The organism is Embleya sp. NPDC025285, assembly GCF_055558835.1.
Map to the genome: position 1 here is coordinate 26,381 of NZ_JBVHLU010000032.1, position 18,562 is coordinate 44,942.

The 18,562-nt window shown below is 72.7% G+C and carries 13 protein-coding genes; 9 read left to right on the top strand and 4 right to left on the bottom strand.

The window, feature by feature from the left end:
- Positions 1-36: 36 nt before the first annotated feature.
- From ACZ4FV_RS22385 to ACZ4FV_RS22405, 5 genes are all read left to right on the top strand, one after another.
- Entirely contained in the window at positions 37-330 is a 294-nt protein-coding gene (locus ACZ4FV_RS22385) for a DUF503 domain-containing protein (RefSeq protein ID WP_395862144.1), read from the top strand.
- Between the two features lie 133 nt (positions 331-463).
- Positions 464-958 carry a 30S ribosome-binding factor RbfA gene (gene rbfA / locus ACZ4FV_RS22390; RefSeq protein WP_391582779.1) on the top strand — a complete coding sequence of 165 codons (495 nt, stop codon included), beginning with the start codon at positions 464-466 and terminating at the stop codon, positions 956-958.
- Entirely contained in the window at positions 955-2,082 is a 1,128-nt protein-coding gene (locus tag ACZ4FV_RS22395) for a DHH family phosphoesterase (RefSeq protein ID WP_465323119.1), read from the top strand. Before rbfA ends, ACZ4FV_RS22395 begins: the two co-directional genes overlap by 4 nt.
- Positions 2,079-2,972 carry a tRNA pseudouridine(55) synthase TruB gene (gene truB / locus ACZ4FV_RS22400; protein WP_395862148.1) on the top strand — a complete coding sequence of 298 codons (894 nt, stop codon included), beginning with the start codon at positions 2,079-2,081 and terminating at the stop codon, positions 2,970-2,972. The genes ACZ4FV_RS22395 and truB overlap by 4 nt, the downstream gene beginning before the upstream one ends.
- A 119-nt stretch (positions 2,973-3,091) precedes the next feature.
- On the top strand, positions 3,092-4,042 hold the full coding sequence (locus tag ACZ4FV_RS22405; RefSeq protein WP_395862150.1) for a bifunctional riboflavin kinase/FAD synthetase: 951 nt from the start codon (positions 3,092-3,094) through the stop codon (positions 4,040-4,042).
- A gap of 70 nt (positions 4,043-4,112) precedes the next feature.
- Here the strand turns inward: ACZ4FV_RS22405 and ACZ4FV_RS22410 are convergent, their stop codons facing one another.
- The 3 genes from ACZ4FV_RS22410 to eccE form a co-directional block, all read right to left on the bottom strand.
- Positions 4,113-8,129: a MinD/ParA family ATP-binding protein gene (locus ACZ4FV_RS22410; protein ID WP_465323120.1), complete on the bottom strand. Its 4,017-nt coding sequence runs from the start codon at positions 8,127-8,129 to the stop codon at positions 4,113-4,115.
- A gap of 186 nt (positions 8,130-8,315) precedes the next feature.
- Positions 8,316-8,975 (bottom strand): hypothetical protein, encoded by a 660-nt coding sequence (locus ACZ4FV_RS22415; protein WP_465323121.1) that lies wholly within the window; start codon positions 8,973-8,975, stop codon positions 8,316-8,318.
- A gap of 217 nt (positions 8,976-9,192) precedes the next feature.
- Positions 9,193-10,410 carry a type VII secretion protein EccE gene (gene eccE / locus ACZ4FV_RS22420; protein ID WP_465323122.1) on the bottom strand — a complete coding sequence of 406 codons (1,218 nt, stop codon included), beginning with the start codon at positions 10,408-10,410 and terminating at the stop codon, positions 9,193-9,195.
- A 213-nt stretch (positions 10,411-10,623) separates the two neighbouring features.
- Here eccE and eccB point away from each other — a divergent pair, with 213 nt between their 5' ends.
- The 4 genes from eccB to mycP all read left to right on the top strand — a co-directional run bounded on the left by eccB (position 10,624) and on the right by mycP (position 14,378).
- Entirely contained in the window at positions 10,624-12,102 is a 1,479-nt protein-coding gene (gene eccB / locus ACZ4FV_RS22425; protein ID WP_402231882.1) for a type VII secretion protein EccB, read from the top strand.
- Positions 12,103-12,375: 273 nt separating this feature from the next.
- Positions 12,376-12,681, top strand: coding sequence for a WXG100 family type VII secretion target (locus ACZ4FV_RS22430; RefSeq protein WP_395862160.1), 306 nt, complete (start codon positions 12,376-12,378; stop codon positions 12,679-12,681).
- Between the two features lie 82 nt (positions 12,682-12,763).
- On the top strand, positions 12,764-13,051 hold the full coding sequence (locus ACZ4FV_RS22435) for a WXG100 family type VII secretion target (RefSeq protein ID WP_395862162.1): 288 nt from the start codon (positions 12,764-12,766) through the stop codon (positions 13,049-13,051).
- Positions 13,052-13,097: 46 nt separating this feature from the next.
- On the top strand, positions 13,098-14,378 hold the full coding sequence (mycP, locus tag ACZ4FV_RS22440; RefSeq protein ID WP_465323123.1) for a type VII secretion-associated serine protease mycosin: 1,281 nt from the start codon (positions 13,098-13,100) through the stop codon (positions 14,376-14,378).
- Between the two features lie 66 nt (positions 14,379-14,444).
- On the opposite strand, the gene eccCa is transcribed toward mycP, so the two are convergent.
- Positions 14,445-18,419: a type VII secretion protein EccCa gene (gene eccCa / locus ACZ4FV_RS22445; protein ID WP_465323124.1), complete on the bottom strand. Its 3,975-nt coding sequence runs from the start codon at positions 18,417-18,419 to the stop codon at positions 14,445-14,447.
- Positions 18,420-18,562 lie beyond the last annotated feature (143 nt).

Consider the following 18,562-nt stretch of genomic DNA (forward strand, 5'->3'; position numbering starts at 1 on the left):
ACCCGAGGCCTCCCGGGCCGGCCAGGCCCGTCGCCTATGTTTGTGGGAACCATCAGCCTCGATGTGCTGTTCGGCGATGTGCACTCGTTGAAGGAAAAACGATCTCTGATCCGCCCCATCCTGGCGGACCTTCAGCGCAAGAATGCCGTTGCCGCCGCCGAGGTGGAGCATCAGGATTTGCATCGGCGCAGCGTGATCGGCATCGCGGTGGTCTCCGCGAGTGTCGAACGATGTGCCGAGGTGTTGGACGGCTGTGAACGGCTGGTCGCCGGCCGGCCCGAGTTGGAGCTGCTCTCCGCACGCCGCAGGGTGTACGGGGACGACGACTGACGATCGTTCGACCCGGGTCGAACGGGCAGCGCACGAACACCGAAGAAGAACAAGCAACGAGAGCGGCCCTCGCGTCCGGTGACCCCGGGCGCGGGGGGTTCCGCCGAAATGCCGAGCAATCGCAGGAGGATCAGTGGCCGACACCGCACGGGCGCGCAAACTCGCGGACCGTATCCAGGTCGTGGTCGCGGAGACCTTGGAGCGCCGGATCAAGGACCCGCGCCTGGGGTTCGTGACGATCACCGCCGCACGAGTGACCGGTGACCTCCGTGAGGCGACCGTGTTCTACACGGTCTACGGCGACGAGACCGAGCGCGCGGCGACCGCCGCCGCGCTGGAGAGCGCCAAGGGCGTACTCCGCAGTGAGGTGGGCCGCCAGACCGGCGTGCGACACACGCCGTCGCTGACGTTCATCGCCGACGCCCTTCCGGACAACGCCAAACTCATCGACGATCTCCTCGCCCGGGCACAGCAGGCCGATGCGGCGGTACGCTCAACCGCCGCGGGCGCCGGCTATGCCGGTGACGCGGACCCCTATCGGACTCCGGCCGTGGACGACTCCGAGGACTCCGACGACGAGTCGGAGGCGGAGACCAAGGCGGATACACAGGAGGGCGACCGACCTTGACACCAGGCGTGGCGGCGGACCGGGAGCCCGGCCCGGCCGCGGAAGCGAAGCCGCGGACCGGCGACTCGGGCGTGCGGACAATGCCGCCGACCGCGCCGGGCGCAGCCGATTGGGACGAGGCGGTACGCCTACTCCTGACGGCCGAGGACATCACGCTGCTGGCACACGTCAGCCCCGACGGCGACGCGCTGGGTTCGGCGCTCGCCGTCGGACTGGCGCTGCGCGAGCTGGGCCGCACGGTCCGGGTCTCCTACGGCGACGACCCCCTCGTGGTGCCGTCCTCGCTGGAGTTCCTGCCCGGCCAGGACCTGCTCGTGGCGCACACCGAGGTGCCCGAGGAGCCCGAGCTGGTCGCCGTCTTCGACGCGGCCGGCTCGGCTCGATTGGGCCTGTTGGAGGCCAAGGCCAAGGCGGCCGGCACGCTGCTGGTGGTCGACCACCACGCGTCCAACACGCGCTTCGGGACGCATCACCTGATCGACGTCGACGCGCCCGCGACCGCGGTGCTCGCCGACGAACTGATCACCCGGCTCGGCGCGACGCTGACCGCCGACATCGCGACCGCGCTGTACACCGGGCTGGTCACCGACACCGGCTCGTTCAAGTACGTGGGAACCACGCCCGAGACGCACACCTTCGCGGCTCGGCTGATGGCCACGGGGATACGGCACGACCTGATCCAGCGGGCGATCTGGGACACCTGCCGATTCGGCTATCTCAAGGTGCTCGCCGCCGCCTTGGCGGGCGCCGAGTTGGACGCCGCCGCCGCGGGCGGTCTGGGGCTGGTGTCCACCGTGATCACCCGCGCCGAACGCGCCGCGCACGGGATCCGACTGGACGAGATCGAGGGCGTGATCGACGTGGTCCGCAAGAGCGGCGAGGCCGAGGTCGCGCTGGTGCTCAAGGAGGACGACGACGGCGCGTTGCGCGCGTCCGCCCGGTCCAAGGGCGCGGTGGACCTCGGGCGCGTCTGCGGGGCCTTCGGCGGCGGTGGACACGCCTTCGCGGCCGGATTCACCGCCTATGACCCACCGGCCGAGGTGGTGGCCCGATTCCGGGAGCTCCTCGCCGACGCACTACTGCCGGTCGCTCCGGCGCACGCAACCCCGGGAGACGACGCGTGAAGCGCCGCAACGCAGGACCCCCGCCGCCCGACGGTCTGGTGATCGTGGACAAGCCCGCCGGGCTCACCTCGCACGACGTGGTGGGCCGGCTGCGCCGGATCGCCGGCACCCGCCGGGTGGGCCACGCGGGCACGCTGGACCCGATGGCCACCGGCGTCCTGGTGATCGGCATCGAGAAGGCCACCCGCCTGTTGGGCCATCTCGCGCTCACCGAGAAGGAGTACGACGCGACGATCCGGCTCGGGCAGAGCACGGTCACCGACGACGCCGAGGGCGAGGTCACCGAGACGACCTCGGCCGCACACGTGCAGGACGCCGCGATCGCGGCGGGCGTCGCCGAGCTGACCGGCCCGATCCTCCAGGTGCCCTCGAAGGTGTCGGCGATCAAGATCGACGGCAAGCGCTCGTATTCGCGGGTACGCGACGGCGAGGACTTCGAGCTGGCCGCCCGACCGGTCACCGTCCCCACGTTCGAGGTGCTCGCCACCCGCCGCGAGGGCGACACGATCGACCTGGACGTGCGGGTGACCTGCTCGTCCGGTACCTACATCCGCGCGCTGGCCCGCGACCTGGGGGCCGGGCTCGGGGTGGGCGGGCACCTGACCGCGCTGCGGCGCACCCGGGTGGGTCCGTACGCGCTGGATCGGGCCCACACGCTCGAAGAGTTGGAGGAGTCCTTCGGCGTGCTGCCGATCGCCGAGGCCGCGGCGGCGGCGTTCCCGCGCCGCGAGGTCACCGAGGACCAGGCCCGCGCCGTATCGCACGGCGGCCGGTTGCCGGCCGACGACAGCGAGGGGCCGGTCGGCGTGTTCGGGCCCGACGGGACCTTCCTGGCCCTGGTGGAGAACCGGCAGGGAGTGGCCCGGCCGCTCGCGGTGTTCGTGGGCTGAGCCGCGCCCCGGACCGGATCCGGGGGTGATGGTCGCCACGGCGGGGGCGGGACCGAGCGACAGCCCCTGCATGGGAAGCTGGACCCGCGACACGTCACGAAGAACGAGGAGCGGTTACGGTGCAGCGTTGGCGGGGCTTGGCGGACGTCCCCAGCGATTGGGGACGCTCCGTCGTCACGATCGGGTCCTATGACGGTGTGCATCGCGGGCACCAACGGACGATCGGCCGGGCGGTCGCGATCGGTCGCGAGCGCGGGCTGCCGGTGGTCGTGGTGACGTTCGACCCGCACCCCAGCGAGGTGGTCCGGCCCGGCAGCCATCCGCCCCTGCTCACGCCGCACCACCGGCGCGCGCAGCTGATGGCGGACCTGGGGGTGGACGCGGTGCTGGTGGTGCCGTTCACGCTCGAGTTGTCCCGGCAGAGCGCGGTCGACTTCGTCCGGCAGGTCCTGGTGGACACGCTGCGCGCGGCCGTGGTCGTCGAGGGGCGCAATTTCCGATTCGGCCACAAGGCGACGGGCAACGTCGCGCTCTTGGAGGAGTTGGGCGTGGCGAACGACTTCAGCGTCGTCGAGCCGGAACTGTTCGTCTCCGGCGACGTGACCTTCTCGTCCACCGTGGTCCGGGCCCGGGTCGCCGAGGGCGACGTGGCGGGCGCGGCCGAACTGCTCGGACGCCCGCATCGGGTCGAGGGCGTGGTGGTGCGCGGCGATCAGCGCGGGCGCGAACTCGGCTACCCGACGGCCAACCTGGAGGTGCTCCCGTACACGGCGATCCCGGCCGACGGGGTGTACGCGGGGTGGCTGGTGATCGATGGCGAGGGGTTGCCGGCGGCGATCTCGATCGGCACCAACCCGACCTTCGACGGCACCGAGCGGCGGGTCGAGGCGTACGCGTTGGATCGGACCGACCTCGACCTGTACGGGACGCATGTCGCGGTGGACTTCCTGGAGTACCTGCGCGGTACCGAGCGCTTCGACTCGATCGACGACCTGCTGGAACACATGGCGCGTGATGTGAAGCGGGCCCGCGAGCTGATCGACGCGGCGGACTCGGACCCGGCGGGCTGAACGCCCGCGCCGCTTCGCGACGGATGTGCCAAGGGCCGCCCCGGAATCTCCGGGGCGGCCCTTCGGCGTGTCAGCCTCCCTGGTGCGGCGGGGGCTGCTGCTGCCAGTCGCCGGGCGGGGGCTGCTGGTAGTACGGCTGCTGGGGTTGCTGTGGTTGTTGCGGGTTCTGTGGGTGCGGCTGCTGGTGCGGGTGTTGTTGCGATGGTTGCTGCTGCTGTTGGTGCTGGGGATATTGCTGTTGCTGCGGGTACGGCTGTGCCTGCTGCGGTTGGCCGTAGTAGGGCTGCTGCTGCGGCGCCTGCTGCTGTGGTTGCCGGTACTGCGGCTGCCACTGGTGCTGTTGCTCGGACGGCTGGGTGCGGTGGAAGTCCTCGGCGACCAGCGCGGCCAGTTCGAAGTACGCCTCGCGGGTCTTGGGCCGCATCATGTCCAGATCCAACTCCGCGCCCGCCGACAGGTGTTCGTCGAACGGGACGACCACGACCGCACGGCAGCGGGTCTCGAAGTGGGCCACGATGTCCTCGGTCTTGACCATCTTCCCGGTCTCGCGGACGCCGGAGATCACCGTGATGCTGTTCGCGACCAGATCCGCGTAGCCGTGCGCGACCAGCCAGTCGAGCGTGGTGCTCGCGCTGGTGGCTCCGTCCACGCTGGGCGTGCTGATCACGATCAACTGGTGGGCCAGGTCGAGCACACCGCGCATCGCGCTGTAGAGCAGGCCGGTGCCCGAGTCGGTCAGGATGATCGGGTACTGCTTGCCCAGCAGGTCGATCACCGAGCGGTAGTCCTCGTCGTTGAACGTCGTGGACACCGCCGGGTCCACGTCGTTGGCCAGGATCTCCAGGCCGCTGGAGGACTGCGAGGTGAACCGCCGGATGTCCATGTAACTGTGCACGTGGGCCATCGAGTTGACCAGGTCGCGGATGGTCGCGCCGGTCTCCCGGCGGACCCGGCGGCCGAGTGTGCCGGCGTCCGGGTTGGCGTCGATCGCGATCACCCGGTCCTGGCGCTCGGTGGCCAGCGTCGCGCCGAGGGCGGTGGTGGTCGTGGTCTTGCCGACGCCGCCCTTGAGGCTGATCACCGCGATCCGGTAGCAGCCGAGGACGGGGGTGCGGATCCGGTCCAGGCGCTCGGCCCGGCGGGCGTCGGCGGACTTGCCGCCGATCCGGAAGCGCGGGGTCTGCCGACGCGGTTGCGGCTGCTTGCGCAGCAGCCGGTCGCTGGTCAGTTCGACGGCGGCGGTGTAGCCCAGGGGCGCGCCGGCGCCGGTCCGCGCGGGTGCGCCGCCGTCGGGCGACCAGGCCTGCGGCTGCCCGCTGCCCTGCGGCGGGGTGCCCGGGTGGTACGGCTGGGCCGGGTCGGGCGCCTGGGCGTACTGGTCGGGCGCCTGCGCATAGGGGCCGGGCGCCTGGGCGTACGGGTTGGGCGGCTCGGGGGCGCGGTCGGCCGGGGTGGGTTGTCCGGACGGCGGGCCCGGTTGGGCCTGCGGGCCGGGTGCGCCGTGTGGCGGAGTGCCCGGGTGGTGGGCCGACTGCGGGTCGGGGGTCTGCGGGCCGGGTGGTTGGCCGTAAGGGTTGTGCTGCGGCGCGGGGGCGCCCTGCGGCGGGGTGCCCTGGGCGTACGGCTGGTGCGCCTCGGGCTGCCCGTAAGGGGTGCCGCCCGGACCGTACTGCTGCGGTTCCCGGCCCTGGGGGCCGCCGGCGTGGCCGTACGGCGCCTGGCCTTGGTCCTGGCCGGGAGCGCCCTGGGCGTACGGGTTGTGCGCCTGGTTCGGGTCGGGCTGCGGGTAGGCCTGCGGAGCGGGGGCGCCCTGGTATGGACCCGGAGCCTGGTTGTATGGGCCGGGGGCCTGGGCGTAGGGCGGTTGACCACCCTGCTGCTCCGGCTCGTTGCCGCCGAACGTGCGCCGCATCCACGAGCGCTGCTGCTGCGGCGGTGCCATCGGCTCGCCGCCGGGCGGCGGCAGCGGTTGTCCGGTCGGCGGCGGGGCCGCGCCACCCCACGCCTCGCCGTTGCCCGGGGCCGTGCCGGACCAGGCCGGCGGCGGCATCGGCGAGCCGTGCGGCGGGCTGACCGGCGGCTGCGGGGCGCCGGGCGGAGGGGGCTGCTGCGCGGCGCCCGGGGGTGGGGCCTGCTGCGGGAAGCCGGGGGGCGGAGGCATGTCGTCGGTGATCGGCGGCAGCAGCCGGGTCGCCGGGTCGGGCAGCGGGGCACCCTGGGCCTGAGCCGGGTACTGCTGCTGCGGCGGGGGCCCGGGGTGTGCGGCGCCCGGCTGCGGCGGCGGATACGGCGCGGGGGCGCCCTGCGGCGGTGCGGGCTGCTGTGCGTAGGGCGGGTATCCGCCGGCGGGCGACGCCTGCGAATCCGCCGGGGCCTGGGGCTGCTGCGGGTGGCCGCCGGCCTGTGGTTGCGGTGCGTCGAGGGCCTCTGCGGTCGTCGTGGCCGCCGCTGCCGGGGTCGGGTGGGGCTGCGGCGGTTCGGTGGCTCGAACCTCGGGTTGGGGAGCCGGGGGAGCCGGGGGAGCCGGGGGAGCTTGGGGGGCCTGGTGCGGCTTGGGCATCGGCTGCGCGTCGCCGGCGGCGGGTCGGTGCGGCTCGGTCGGCTGGTGGTTCTCGTGCGTGGGCGGCTCGGGTGCGTGCCGGGGAGCGGGTCCGGCGGCGTCGGCGGGCTCCGTGCGCGGCACCTCGGGGGCCGGCGCTGCGGTCGAGGGGCCGGGGACCGGGGTGCCGCCTGCGGGTGTGGTGGGCACGTCGTGCGGATCGACCGGCGCGTCCGGGCGCGCGTCGTCGGTCCCGTCGGGTGCGGGTGCTTCGCCGGCCGGCTGCTCGGGGGACGCGGTCGACGCGTCGGGCGCGTCGGGCTCGGCGGGCTTTGCCTCGAGACCCGGGGCGGCGTCGCTCGGCGGAGCGGAAACCGGCTGCTCGGCGGGCGTGGCATCGTTGGGCCGCGCGGCGGGCGGGGCCTGCTCGGCCTGCTCGGCGCGGTCCGGACCCCGGTGCTCCGACTGCGCGGCAGGCGCGCCGGGTTCATGGGCGGCATCGGCGGCGGGCGGTTCGGGGGTCTCGAACTGCGGCGGGACGACCATGGTCGGTTCGCCGGGGGTGTAGGTCGGCGCGGGAGGTGCCGGTGCTTCGGCGGTCGGCTCGGAGGGCTCGAACTGCGGCGGGACGACCACGGTCGGCTCGCCCGGCGTGTGGGCCGGTGCAGGGTCTGCCGGGTCTGCAGGCGCGTCGGCAGCGTCGTTCGGGTCGAGGAACGGTGGCATGACCATGGTCGGTTCGCCCGGTGTGTAGGTGGGTGCGGGGGGAGCCGGTGCCTCGGCGGGCGGTTCGGGGGCCGCGAAGGACGGAGGGACGACCATGGTGGGTTCGCCGGGCGTGTGGGGCGGCGTGTCGGCGGGCCGATCGGGAGCCCCGGATGACGGTGGCATGACCATGGTCGGTTCGCCCGGTGTGTAGGTGGGTGCGGGGGGAGCCGGTGCCTCGGCGGGCGGTTCGGGGGCCGCGAAGGACGGAGGGACGACCATGGTGGCTTCGCCGGGGCTGTAGGTGGGTGCTGGGGGCGCCGATGCCTCGGTGGCCGGCTGCTCGGCCGAGGGGGCGCCGTGCGGGAGCGGCGTCGAGGATTGGCCGGGGGCGCCCTGGCCGTAAGGCGCCGGCGGTTCGGTCGGCGCGGGTGAGTTCGCGGGCGGTTCGGGCGTCGGGGCGCCGAAGCCGGGTGGGTCGCCGGCCGGGCGGGCCGGCGGCACCGAGGCCGTGGGCGCGCCTGCGGCGGATCCGTACGGTTCCGGGGCGCCGCCGGTCGGCCCGTTCGCGCCGGCGCCGGTCCCGTACGGCAGCGGCGCGTGCGGCTCGGGCGTCCGCGCCGGCGGCACCAGTGTCGGATCCTGGCTGCCGTACCGAGGCGCCGCCGGCACCTGGTCACCCTGCGGGGGAGGCGCGGGCGCGCGGACCCCGGACGGCGGTGGCGCGGGCGCGCCGCCGTCTTGGTGCGTGTACCACGAGGGCATGGTGAAGTCGGGTCCCGACCACTCCTCTTCCTCGTTCGCCCCCGTCTCGATGTGTGCGCCGTCCTGCTCGCTGCTCACGGTGTGGTCCTTCCGATCGTCCGGAGGCGGCTCGGCTTCAGATCACACGCCGCCGCCGTCCGCCGTACCCCGACCCGGGTCGGGGTTCGCCCCCTGCACGAGCCTCACAGCGTAGTCAGGGGTGTCGGCGGTCGTCGCCGGTCCGTCCACCTGTTCGCTCAGAGCCGGTGTCGCGAGCACTGTTCGTCAGTCCATCCGACGTGGCGGTCCGAGCAGGCCCAGTTCGGTCGGAGTGGGCGTCAGTAATACGTACTTACGCGACGTTCCGGCACTCCACAGGGTCAGTTCGTCGGCGAGCGTGGGCAGCGCGGCCTCGTCCTCACCGGGCAGGGACAACACCGAGGACGCCGCCCGCGCCTCGATCGGGGAGACCCGCTGGAGGCCGACCAGGCCCGCGCCCGCGCCGATGCGCTGCCGGGCCAGTGCCGGGTCCAGGAAGGGCAGCAGGGTCAGCGTGGTCTGCCACGCGGCCGGCGCGAGCCGATCGCGGGGCGGCCGCGCGCCGCAGTCGCGGACGACCAGGACCGGGCTGCCCGCACGGGGTCCCTGCGGACCGAGCCGACCCACCTGATGTACCGTCACGCACGGCTGCGCGCCACCCGCGGCCCGGGCCATCGCGGACCACAACCGCGGCCGGCCGGACTCGATCGCGACCCGGGCGCCGACCGCCGCGGCCCGCAGCGCGATGATCTGCACCGCATGGGCGCCGCCGACGAACGCGACGTGCAACGCCTCGGGTCGGAACAGGTTCAGCACCGCCGGGTTGCGCTCGGCGTCGACTCCGATCACCACGCCGTCGTCGCCCACCGGCAGGCCGAGGGCGGCCAGTTGGGCGGCGGTCGGCATGTGCCGTTCGTGCCTGGGGCCGACCGGCCGGGCCGGACCCTTGCGCCGGGAAGGCCGGGGCGCGGGGGTTCCCGAGCCGGGCATGGGGGCCGGCGCGGGGGTCGGATTCGGAATCCGGTTGTTGCCCCGTGCGTTCGAGGCCTGGTGCCGGCTCCGGCCGGGATCGGCCGTGCTCACTGGTCGATCCTCCCTGTATGTAGCCACATGTGACGGTTCGTCATGGCAGGCCGCCGAGTGGCAGGGTGGCCAGCAGGGCCGGTTGCTGCTCCCAGTCGAGCCGGATCAGACCGATCCGCCCGGCTTCGGCCCGATATTCCAACCGTCTTGTCGCATCCGTGAGTTCGCTGTCCGAGCGGGCGGCGATCCGGACGTGCGCGGTGAGCGCGGTGGTGCCGCCCACGCCGTGCGTCGCGGTCAGCGCGAAGGTGGTGGCGATGGCCGGTGTCGCGGTCAGTGTGCCGATCGGGTCGGAGGTACACCCCTGGGTCGGCTCCGGCCAGCGGTTCGCCCAATAGGTGGCGTGCCACCGGTCGTCGCAGCGCCACGCCCGCCTGGACTCGATGGTCCGCCGTCCACCGCGCCCGTATCGGCGGGTGGAACGGTTTACGCCGCACGAGGTGGCGAGTGCCTGGATCAACTCGGCCTCTTCGAGCGCGCGGGCCTCGAATCCGGCGCCGGTCAGGTTGCCGGCGAGCCGGTCGACCGCACGCAGCAGCGCCCGCCGGGTCCCCTGCTCGCCGCCGCCGCGCGCGGCGACCGCGCCCGGGCACAGGTCGGGCTCGAAGCGCAGCGCGATCCAGGTCAGCCGCAGTGCCGGCACGTCGTGCAGGACCTGTTCGACGAGTTGGCGGTAGGACCTGGCCGCCAACGACTCCTCGGGCAGGTGGTCGGCCGGCGCCGGCCGGATGTGCTGGACCACCTGCACCGAGGCCAACGTCACGTCGTCGACCTCCAGCGTGCTCACGATCGCCGGCAGCGGCAACGGCCGTTTCCCGTGCGCGGGACGCAGCGGCTCGTCGCGCGAGGTGACCAGCAACACCGCGGTGAGGAAGGTGCCGTCGCCGATCACTCCGATCGAACGGCGCTCACGGTCGTCGACCGAGCCGGTCGCCAGGTGCGGTGCGCACTCCAGGATCGGGAGCAGCACCGGATCCGCGTCATCCGCGACGGCCGGAAGCCGGCGCCTCCGGCGGAAGTCGAACACGATCGGCAACCACTGCACGAGCCAACGCCCGCGCCACCGCACCAGTGCCGGCGCCACCAGGAGGGCCCCCACCGCGCCGAGGCCGATCGCCGCCGCCGGGTGCGCGGTCGCCGCGATCGCGAACAGCGAGATCCCGAGCTGGACCAGCACGATCTGTTGCACCAGGACGCCGCCGACGCGACCGGCCCGCGGGTGTACGCGCAGCGTCGCGCGGCGCGTTGCCGGTGGCAATGCCCCGTCGGGTGTGGGTGCACCGTTCCGTGCATGCGGCCCTACCGGCGCGGGTGCGGCCACGTCAGCTCCCCCATGGTCATGATTTGTCGCCCTGCTGTCACAGTGAGTGCGGAACACCGTACGGTACGTGTCCACGGGTTGGCCCGCGACCCCGCGGTCGCGTCGGTGTGGACCCTTCGACCGGAGCGCACGTCGATCACGGGGAGAACGATGGCAACGCGCCGCGAGCAGCTCGAGGCGTACATCTTCGCGCGCCGCCGCATGGTGGCCGCGTTCCTGCAACCGAGCCCGGGCGGAGGCACGGAGGACAACGCGCCCAAGCCGATGCGGATGCTCACGCCGAGCATCGTGGTCGCGATGCTGGTGTTGGTCGGGTTCGGGGTCGTCGGGTTGGTCAGGCCCGGTACGCCGCCGGGTTGGAAGGACCGGGGCAGCCTGATCGTGGGGCGCGACTCGGCGAGTCGGTACGTCTTCCTGGACGGCAAGCTGCACCCGGTGCTCAACATCGCCTCCGGTCGTCTGCTGCTGGACCCCGGCAGGTTCAAGGTCAACCTGGTTGCGGAGAAGCGGCTCGACAGCGTCGGTCACGGTGCGCCGCTGGGCATTCCGAACGCGCCGGACCGGCTGCCGACGGCCAAGGCGGTCAAGGAGCGCAAGCCCTGGACCGTGTGCGAGCGTCCGGCCCTGGGCAAGGACGGCGAGCCCGACCCGGACGGGGAGCCGCAGCGCGGCGTGTTCATCGGCGCCGCTCCGGCGGAGGGGGCGCTGCGACCGGGCGAGGCGCTGTTCGTACAGGACCGGAACCGGCACAAGTACCTCGTCCATCAGGGCAGGCGCTTCCTGGTCGAGGCGCCGACCGTGATCGGCGCGCTGAACCTGGTCGGCATGCCGGCGCAACCGGTCGGCGACGCGTGGCTGGCCACGCTGATCGAGGGCGGCACGATCGACCACCCGACGCCGGCCGGCTACGGCGCTGCGACCCGGCTGCCGTTGGCCCCGGAGTACAACCGGGTCGGCGTCGTGCTGCGCGCGGAGGGCGCCGCCCGACGGCAGAACTACGTGGTCACCCACGAGGGCGTGATGCCGGTCAGCGAGTTGACCGCCGTGCTGCTCACCACGAACCCGAGGGCGCGGGAGGCGTACGGGAGCACCACGCCCACAGCCTTTCCGGTGAACCTCGGCATGCTCGGCGGCGCGGTGGTGCAGGACCGTACCTTCGCCGCGGAGAAGGGTTGGCCGGAGATCCCGCCGACGCCGATGAACCGGATCACCCGCGACGACCTGGAACTGCCGCGCAACGTCGTGTGCAACACCTTCTCCGGCGAGTGGCGCGGCGGCCGGCCGGTGACCGCGCAGTCGGCCGGGACCCGGCCGCCGGAGCAACTCGCCGACGGCATGGGCGGCGTGTGGGTCAAACCCGGTGCGGGGGCGCTGTATCGAGAGGTGACCGGGACGCCCGACGACGGCGGTCCGACGTATCTGGTGGCCGACTCCGGTCTGCGCTACGCCATTGCGGAGACGGCGCGGACCGGCGGGGCGCCGGCCGCGCGGGAACAGGAGAGCGAGGCCAAGCTGCGCTTGGGCTACAGGGGCGTGGAGGTGCGGCCGTTGCCCAGGGCGTGGTCGGAACTGGTTGCGCGTGGGCCGCAGTTGAGTACGGCGGACGCCAAGAGGCCGCAAGGTTCCTGAGCCTGGGGGCGAAGGTCGGGGCGGCGTCGGAAGGGTCGTGAGTGGTGACGACTCGACCCGAAGGCAACACCGAATACCGGCATTTTGCGCAAGGCCGGAGATGTATCCACAGCGTCGACCTTTGGTGACCATGCGTAGGGTTTCGCTTGGGCGGCGTCCTCGAATGCGGTTAGAGTTCCCACGACGTCGCAAACCGTGACGTTGGTGCGGGGATCCGACCCGGGTGACACGACCTCGCCTCGCGCACATCCGTCTCATGGGGGCTGGTGAAACATGGCAGGTGAAGCGTTCAGGATCACTCCGCAGATGTTGGCGGAGTTGTCGAGGAAGGTTCAGGGCGTGGCGACCGAACTCGAAGCGGCGATCCAGGAGATGAACCGCAAGGTCGACGCGATCGAGGGGCAATGGCAGGGTGCCGCCAGGAACCGATTCGACCCGTTGCAGGAGCAGGCCGTACAGAAGGCGCTCGGGGTCAAGCGTGCGCTCGACGCCATCTCCGGCGCGATGGGCCGCAACGCCGACGCGTACGACCGGACCGAGACCACCGTGTCCGGCAATATCTCGAAGTTGATGTTCTGACCGAGCTCCGTCGCTCGGTCCTTTCGCCGCCGGGGCGCTCGGTCGCAGCCGGTTGTACCCGCTCTCGTACTGGGGAGAAAGCATGTCGCAGGTAGTTGTCACGTTCGCTGCGCTCGAACAGGCCGCAGCCGATATCCGCGCCCTCGACGCCCGCCTCGCCGACATGCAGTCGGGCCTGAAGCGGGACATCGCGCCGGTCACCGAGTCGTGGTCCGGTGACGCGCGCGAGGGTTACCTCGTCCAGCAGGCGAGCTGGGACCGGAACGCCCAGGGTCTGCGGGAGGCGCTGAACGGCATCGCCGACGGTCTGACCCGGGCGGCCGACGCATACCGCAGGACCGAGGCCGCCAACGCCAGGATGTGGCGCTAGCACCGACAAAGGCCCGGTCGGCTCGCGATCGCGGGGCGGTGGGGCGGTGATCCGGAAGGCGAACGAACCGGTGCGAGCCGTGCGGCGACGCTGGAGGGCATCTCTGCTCGCGTTGGGTCTGTTGTTGCCGGTCGGGGCGATGGGCTCGGTGCCGGCGGAGCGTGAGTCGGTGTATGTCGGGCGAGCGGGTACCGCCTTGCTCGCGGGTGACGATTGTCGGTTCCCGGCCAAGCCGATGCCCGGCAAACCGTGGTCCCTACAGCGCGTGTTGCTCGACGAGGTCTGGCGAAAGGCCACCGGCAAGGGCGTCACGGTCGCGGTGATCGACAGCGGGATCGACGACGACAACCCGCAGTTGGGCCCTGCGGTCGTGGCCGGTGGCAAGGACTTCTTCAACGGCCGGGCCAACGGCACCGACGACGACAATGGCCACGGCACGATGGCTGCGGGCATCATCGCGGCCCGGCCCGGCGACAGGCTCACGCCCAGGGTGGACACGGGCTTCGTGGGGCTCGCGCCCGACGCGATGTTGTTGCCGATCCGGCAGAACGGCGGCGACGACGCGACCAAGGGCAACGAGGACAGCCTGGCCGCCGCGATCGACCACGCGGTGGCCGCGGGCGCCTCGGTGATCAACATCTCGCAGGACACGGTGGGCGGCCGGGAGCCGGGCACGAGGCTGCGGGACGCGATCCGGCGCGCGCTCGTCGGGCAGGTCGTGGTGGTCGCCGCCGTCGGCAACTCCGGCGACAAGGACAACCTCGACTCGTGGCCCGCGAAGTACCCGGGAGTTCTGGGAGTCGGCGCCTCGGACCGCAACAACGAGCGCGCGCCGTTCTCGCAGAACAAGCCGTATGTGGGCGTGCTCGCGCCCGGCGTGGACGTGTGGTCGACGGTGCCCGGAGGCGGCCACTGCCGAGGCGACGGCACCTCGTTCGCGACCCCGTACGTGGCGGGTGTCGCGGCACTGATCCGCTCGGCGCACCCGGACTACACCGCGGCCCAGGTCGTCACGCTGATCGAACAGACCGCACAGCGCGGGGCCGCGGGCCGCGTGGACGGCGTCGGCTGGGGCGTGGTCGACCCGCTGCGCGCGCTCGATTCCACGGTGGTCCCGGCATCGAGCCCGGTCCCCGACCCCCGGATCGACCGCGGTACCGAACTCGTCCACGTCGCCCCGCTCGTGCACGGTCCCACCCGAGTCGACCGCGACCGCCGTCAGGCCTCCGTGCTCCTGTTCCCGGCCGTCGGTCTGACCATCGTCGTCGTCTGCGCGGCCACCGTCGTCCGTGACGCCCGCGGCCGGCGCACCCGCGGCCGGCCGTAGGGGTGGCGGGTAGGCGGTGTGCCTGCCGGCCGGCGAGCGGCGGCGGTGCCGACCGAGGTCGGCCTGTCACCCCGCACACCCGGCCCGGCTCGGTCGGTCGTCGGCGAGCCAGGCCGTCTGGATCAGGGCCACGCCGCGTCGGCGGGAGACGAACTGCCCACGTCCCGGCGGTAGTCGGGCGGGCCTGACGTTGGCCATCAAGGGGCCCTCGTCGCGGTTGCCGGACAGGATCAGGCCGGAGGTGCCCAGGTCGAGGAGCTTTTGCAGAACCGGTTCGTACAGTGCGCGGCCCGCGCCGCCGGTGCTGCGGGCGATGATCAGGTGCAGGCCGACGTCGCGGGCCAGCGGCAGGAACTCGGCGATGGCGCCCACCGGGTTGCCGGCGGAGGAGGCGACCAGGTCGTAGTCGTCGATCAGCAGGAACAACTCCGGACCGCTCCACCAGCTCCGGTTGCGCAACTGCTCCTGGGTCACCTCCGGCCCGGGCAGCCGGCGATCGATGCCGCCGCGGATCTCGTTCATGAACGAGGTCAGCGCCGGCGCCGCCGCGGCGTACTCCAGCAGGTGCGACTCCGGGACCGCGTCCAAGAGCGTGCGCCGGTAGTCGGAGACGATGATCCGGGCCTCGGCCGGCGTGTACCGCTCGGAGATGCCGCGCGAGAGCAGCCGCAGGAAGTTGGTCTTGCCGGACTCGCTCTCGCCGAACAGCACGAAGTTCGTGTCGACACCGAAGTCCAGGTAGACCGGGTCGAGCGTCTGCTCGTCCACGCCGATCGGGATGCCCCGACCGGGCACCTGCACGGGCGTCGGCAACTGCTCGTAGGGCAAAAGCATCGGCAACACCCGCACCGGGGGAGCGAGCGGCCCCGCCCAGGCGGCCTTGACCGCGCCGACCATCGCGGCCATGCCCTCGCCCAGGTCCTCGGCCGTCGAGGAGCCGTCGATCCGGGGCAGCGCGGCCAGGAAGTGCAGCTTGTCCGGGGACAGACCGCGACCGGGCGCGCCCGTGGGCACGTTCGCCGCGAGCCGGCGGTCGACCTCGGACTCCATCGTCTCGCCGAGCCGCAACTCCAGCCGGGTCTGGATCCGGTCCTTGAGCGCGGGCCGGATCTCCGGATGCCGCGACGCGGTGAGCACGACGTGCACGCCGTAGCCCAGACCGCGCGCGGCGATGTCGGTGATCTCGGCCTCCAGCACGTCGAAGTCGTTCCTGAGGGTCGACCAGCCGTCCACGACCAGAAAGACATCGCCCCATGCCTCGTCCGGCAACGTTCCGGCGGCGCGGCGTCGGCGGAACGTGTCGATCGAGTCGATCTCGGCGACCCGGAACATCTCCTCGCGCCGGTTCAGGATGCCCTTCACCTCGCCGACGATCCGGCGCACCCGCTCGGCGTCGAGCCGGCCCGCGACCCCGCCCAGGTGCGGCAGATCGCTCAGCGCGACCATGCCACCGCCACCGAAGTCCAGGACGTAGAACTGGACTTCGGACGGCGTGTGGGTGAGCGCGAAGGCGGCGATCATGGTGCGCAGCAGGGTGCTCCTGCCGCTGCGCGGGCCACCGACGACGAGCGCGTGGCCGGCCGCGCCGGACAGGTCGGCGTACATCACGTCGCGACGCTGCTCGAACGGCTTGTCCACCAGGCCCAGCGGCACCACGAGACGGCCGTTCGCGCCCCAGTCGGGCGCGCACAGCCCACGTTCCGACGTGGCACGCAAGGGCGGCAACATCCGGTCGACCGAGTTCGACTCGGTCAGCGGCGGCAGCCACACCCGGTGTGCGGGCGGACCCTGGTCGGCCATCCGACGCACGATCACGTCCAGCACCGTGTCCGCGAGCGCGCTGTCGACGTCCGGTTCCGGCTCGGGCCCCGGGGGCGGGTCCGGGTGCCGATTCCAGATGTCCGCGGCCGTCCACCGACTGCCGAACACCACCGGCATCGGCACACCCGAGCGGTCGCGCCGGACCCGGCCGGAGGCCCGATGGGCCCCGGACACGTACGCGGCCTTGAACTGCACCATCGACTCGGTATCGAACCTGAGGTAGCCCGAGCCCGGCACCGACGGCAGGTGGTACGCGTCCGGTACGCCGATCGCCGCGCGCGATTCGGCGGCGGAGAAGGTGCGCAGACCGATGCGGTAGGACAGATGGGTGTCCAGGCCGCGCAACCGGCCCTCCTCCAGACGCTGCGACGCGAGCAGCAGATGCACGCCCAGCGAGCGGCCGATCCGGCCGATTTGGAGGAACATGTCGATGAAGTCCGGCTTCGCGGTCAGCAGTTCGCTGAACTCGTCGATCACGATCATCAACGAGGGCAGCGGCTCCAGGGCCGCACCGGCCACCCGGGCCCGCTCGTAGTCGTGCAGATTGGCGTGGTTGCCCGCCGAGCGCAGCAACTCCTGCCGCCGGTTCAGCTCGCCCGTGATCGCGTCGTGCATGCGGTCGACCAGGGTCAAATCGTCGGACAGGTTGGTGATCACCGCCGCGACGTGCGGCAGGCCCGACATCCCGGAGAAGGTCGCGCCCCCCTTGAAGTCGGCGAGCACGAAGTTGAGGATCTCCGAGCTGTGCGTGGTGGCCAGGCCCAGCACCAGGGTGCGCAGCAGCTCCGACTTGCCGGAGCCGGTCGCGCCGACGCACAGGCCGTGCGGCCCCATGCCCCCCTTCGCCGCTTCCTTGATGTCCAGCATGATCGGCTCGCCGTTCCGGCCGATCCCGATCGGCACCCGCAGCCGGTCGTTCGGCGGCCTCGGCCGCCAGGTCCGCGCCACGTCCATCCGGGTGGCGTCGCCGATGCCCATCAGGTCGGTGAAGTCCAGGTTGGCCGGCAGCGGCTCGTCGTCGTCGGCCGACAGTCGCAGTGGCGCGAGTCTGCGGGCGAGCGCCTCCGCGTCCGCCGCCGACAGGAAGTCGGGCACCCCTTCGTACGTGCCGGTCGTCGACTCCAGGGTCAGTCGATCCCCCACGGCGATGATCGCCAGACCGCCGCGCGGTTCGGCCGGCGGACCGGGGAGCACCTCGACGACGGTCACACCCTGGAGACCGTCCGTGCCCGCCAACACCGAGTCGACGGGCACGCCGCCGCCGTCCAGGACCACCAGCAGGTGCGGCTGGTCCGGTACGGGCCGCGCGCCGGCCGTGAACCGCGAGCGCCCGGCCAGATCCTCGGCCAGCCACTCCTCGATCTCGCCGAGGTCGTCCGCGATCATCCGGACCGAGCCCGCGCCGTCGGACAACGACGGGTGCTGCGTGTGCGGCAGCCACTTCAGCCAGTCCCAGCGCGGCAGCGAGTTCGCGTCGGTCGCCACCACGACGCGCACGTCGTCCGGCGAGTGCAACACCGCGAGTTGGCCCACCATCGCCCGGGTCAGCCCGTACACCCGCTCCGGGTCGCCGGAGACGGTCAGGTGAGGGAAGGAGCGCAGCGAGACCGCCATCGGCAGGTCGTCCAGCGTCGCCTGGGCGCGCAGGAAGCGGCCCAGGGCGTCCACGCACAGCGGCTCCAACTCCGCCGGCGGTGCCGTGCTCGGCGCCACCAGCGGCGTGGCCAACCGCTGTCGGCCGATCCCGACCCGGACCTGACCGAAGTCCGCGTCACCGGCCCGCCGTTCCCAGATCCGCCGTTCACCCGCGGCCACCGACCACAACTGCGCCGGGTCCGGGTGCGTCCACAACTGCGCGTCGCGCTGCCTGCGCGCCGTCCGGCGGACCTCCTTGCGCTGCTGCGCGAGGTAGGCGAGGTAGTCGCGTCGGGCGTCGAGCATCCGCACCCGGTCGCCGTCGCGCGACGTGAGGATGTTGGCGACCGCCATGACCAGCGACGAGATCATCATCAGGCCGCCCATGACCATCATCATCCTGGGCGCGCCCGGCATGAAGAAGAAGCCCGCGGACCCCAGCATGCCGATCATCGGGAGCACGCTCATGAGCCGGTTCCGGTCGGCCGGGCGCTCCGGTTCGGGTGGTGCCTGGAGCCGGATCTCCTCCGTCGGCACAGGCGGCGGCAACACCCTGGGCGGGCGTTTGACGATGACCACGGTCACGGTGCATCAGCCTCATCCGTCGCGAGGATCCCTGGACACGGATCGAGCCCACCGCGGAACACGGAAAGGAGCAGGTGAGGTGAGTCGACCCAGCCGGTCGGGGGCGTCGTCCCCGCCCGCCCGGCGAGCCGGTCGAGCCGTTC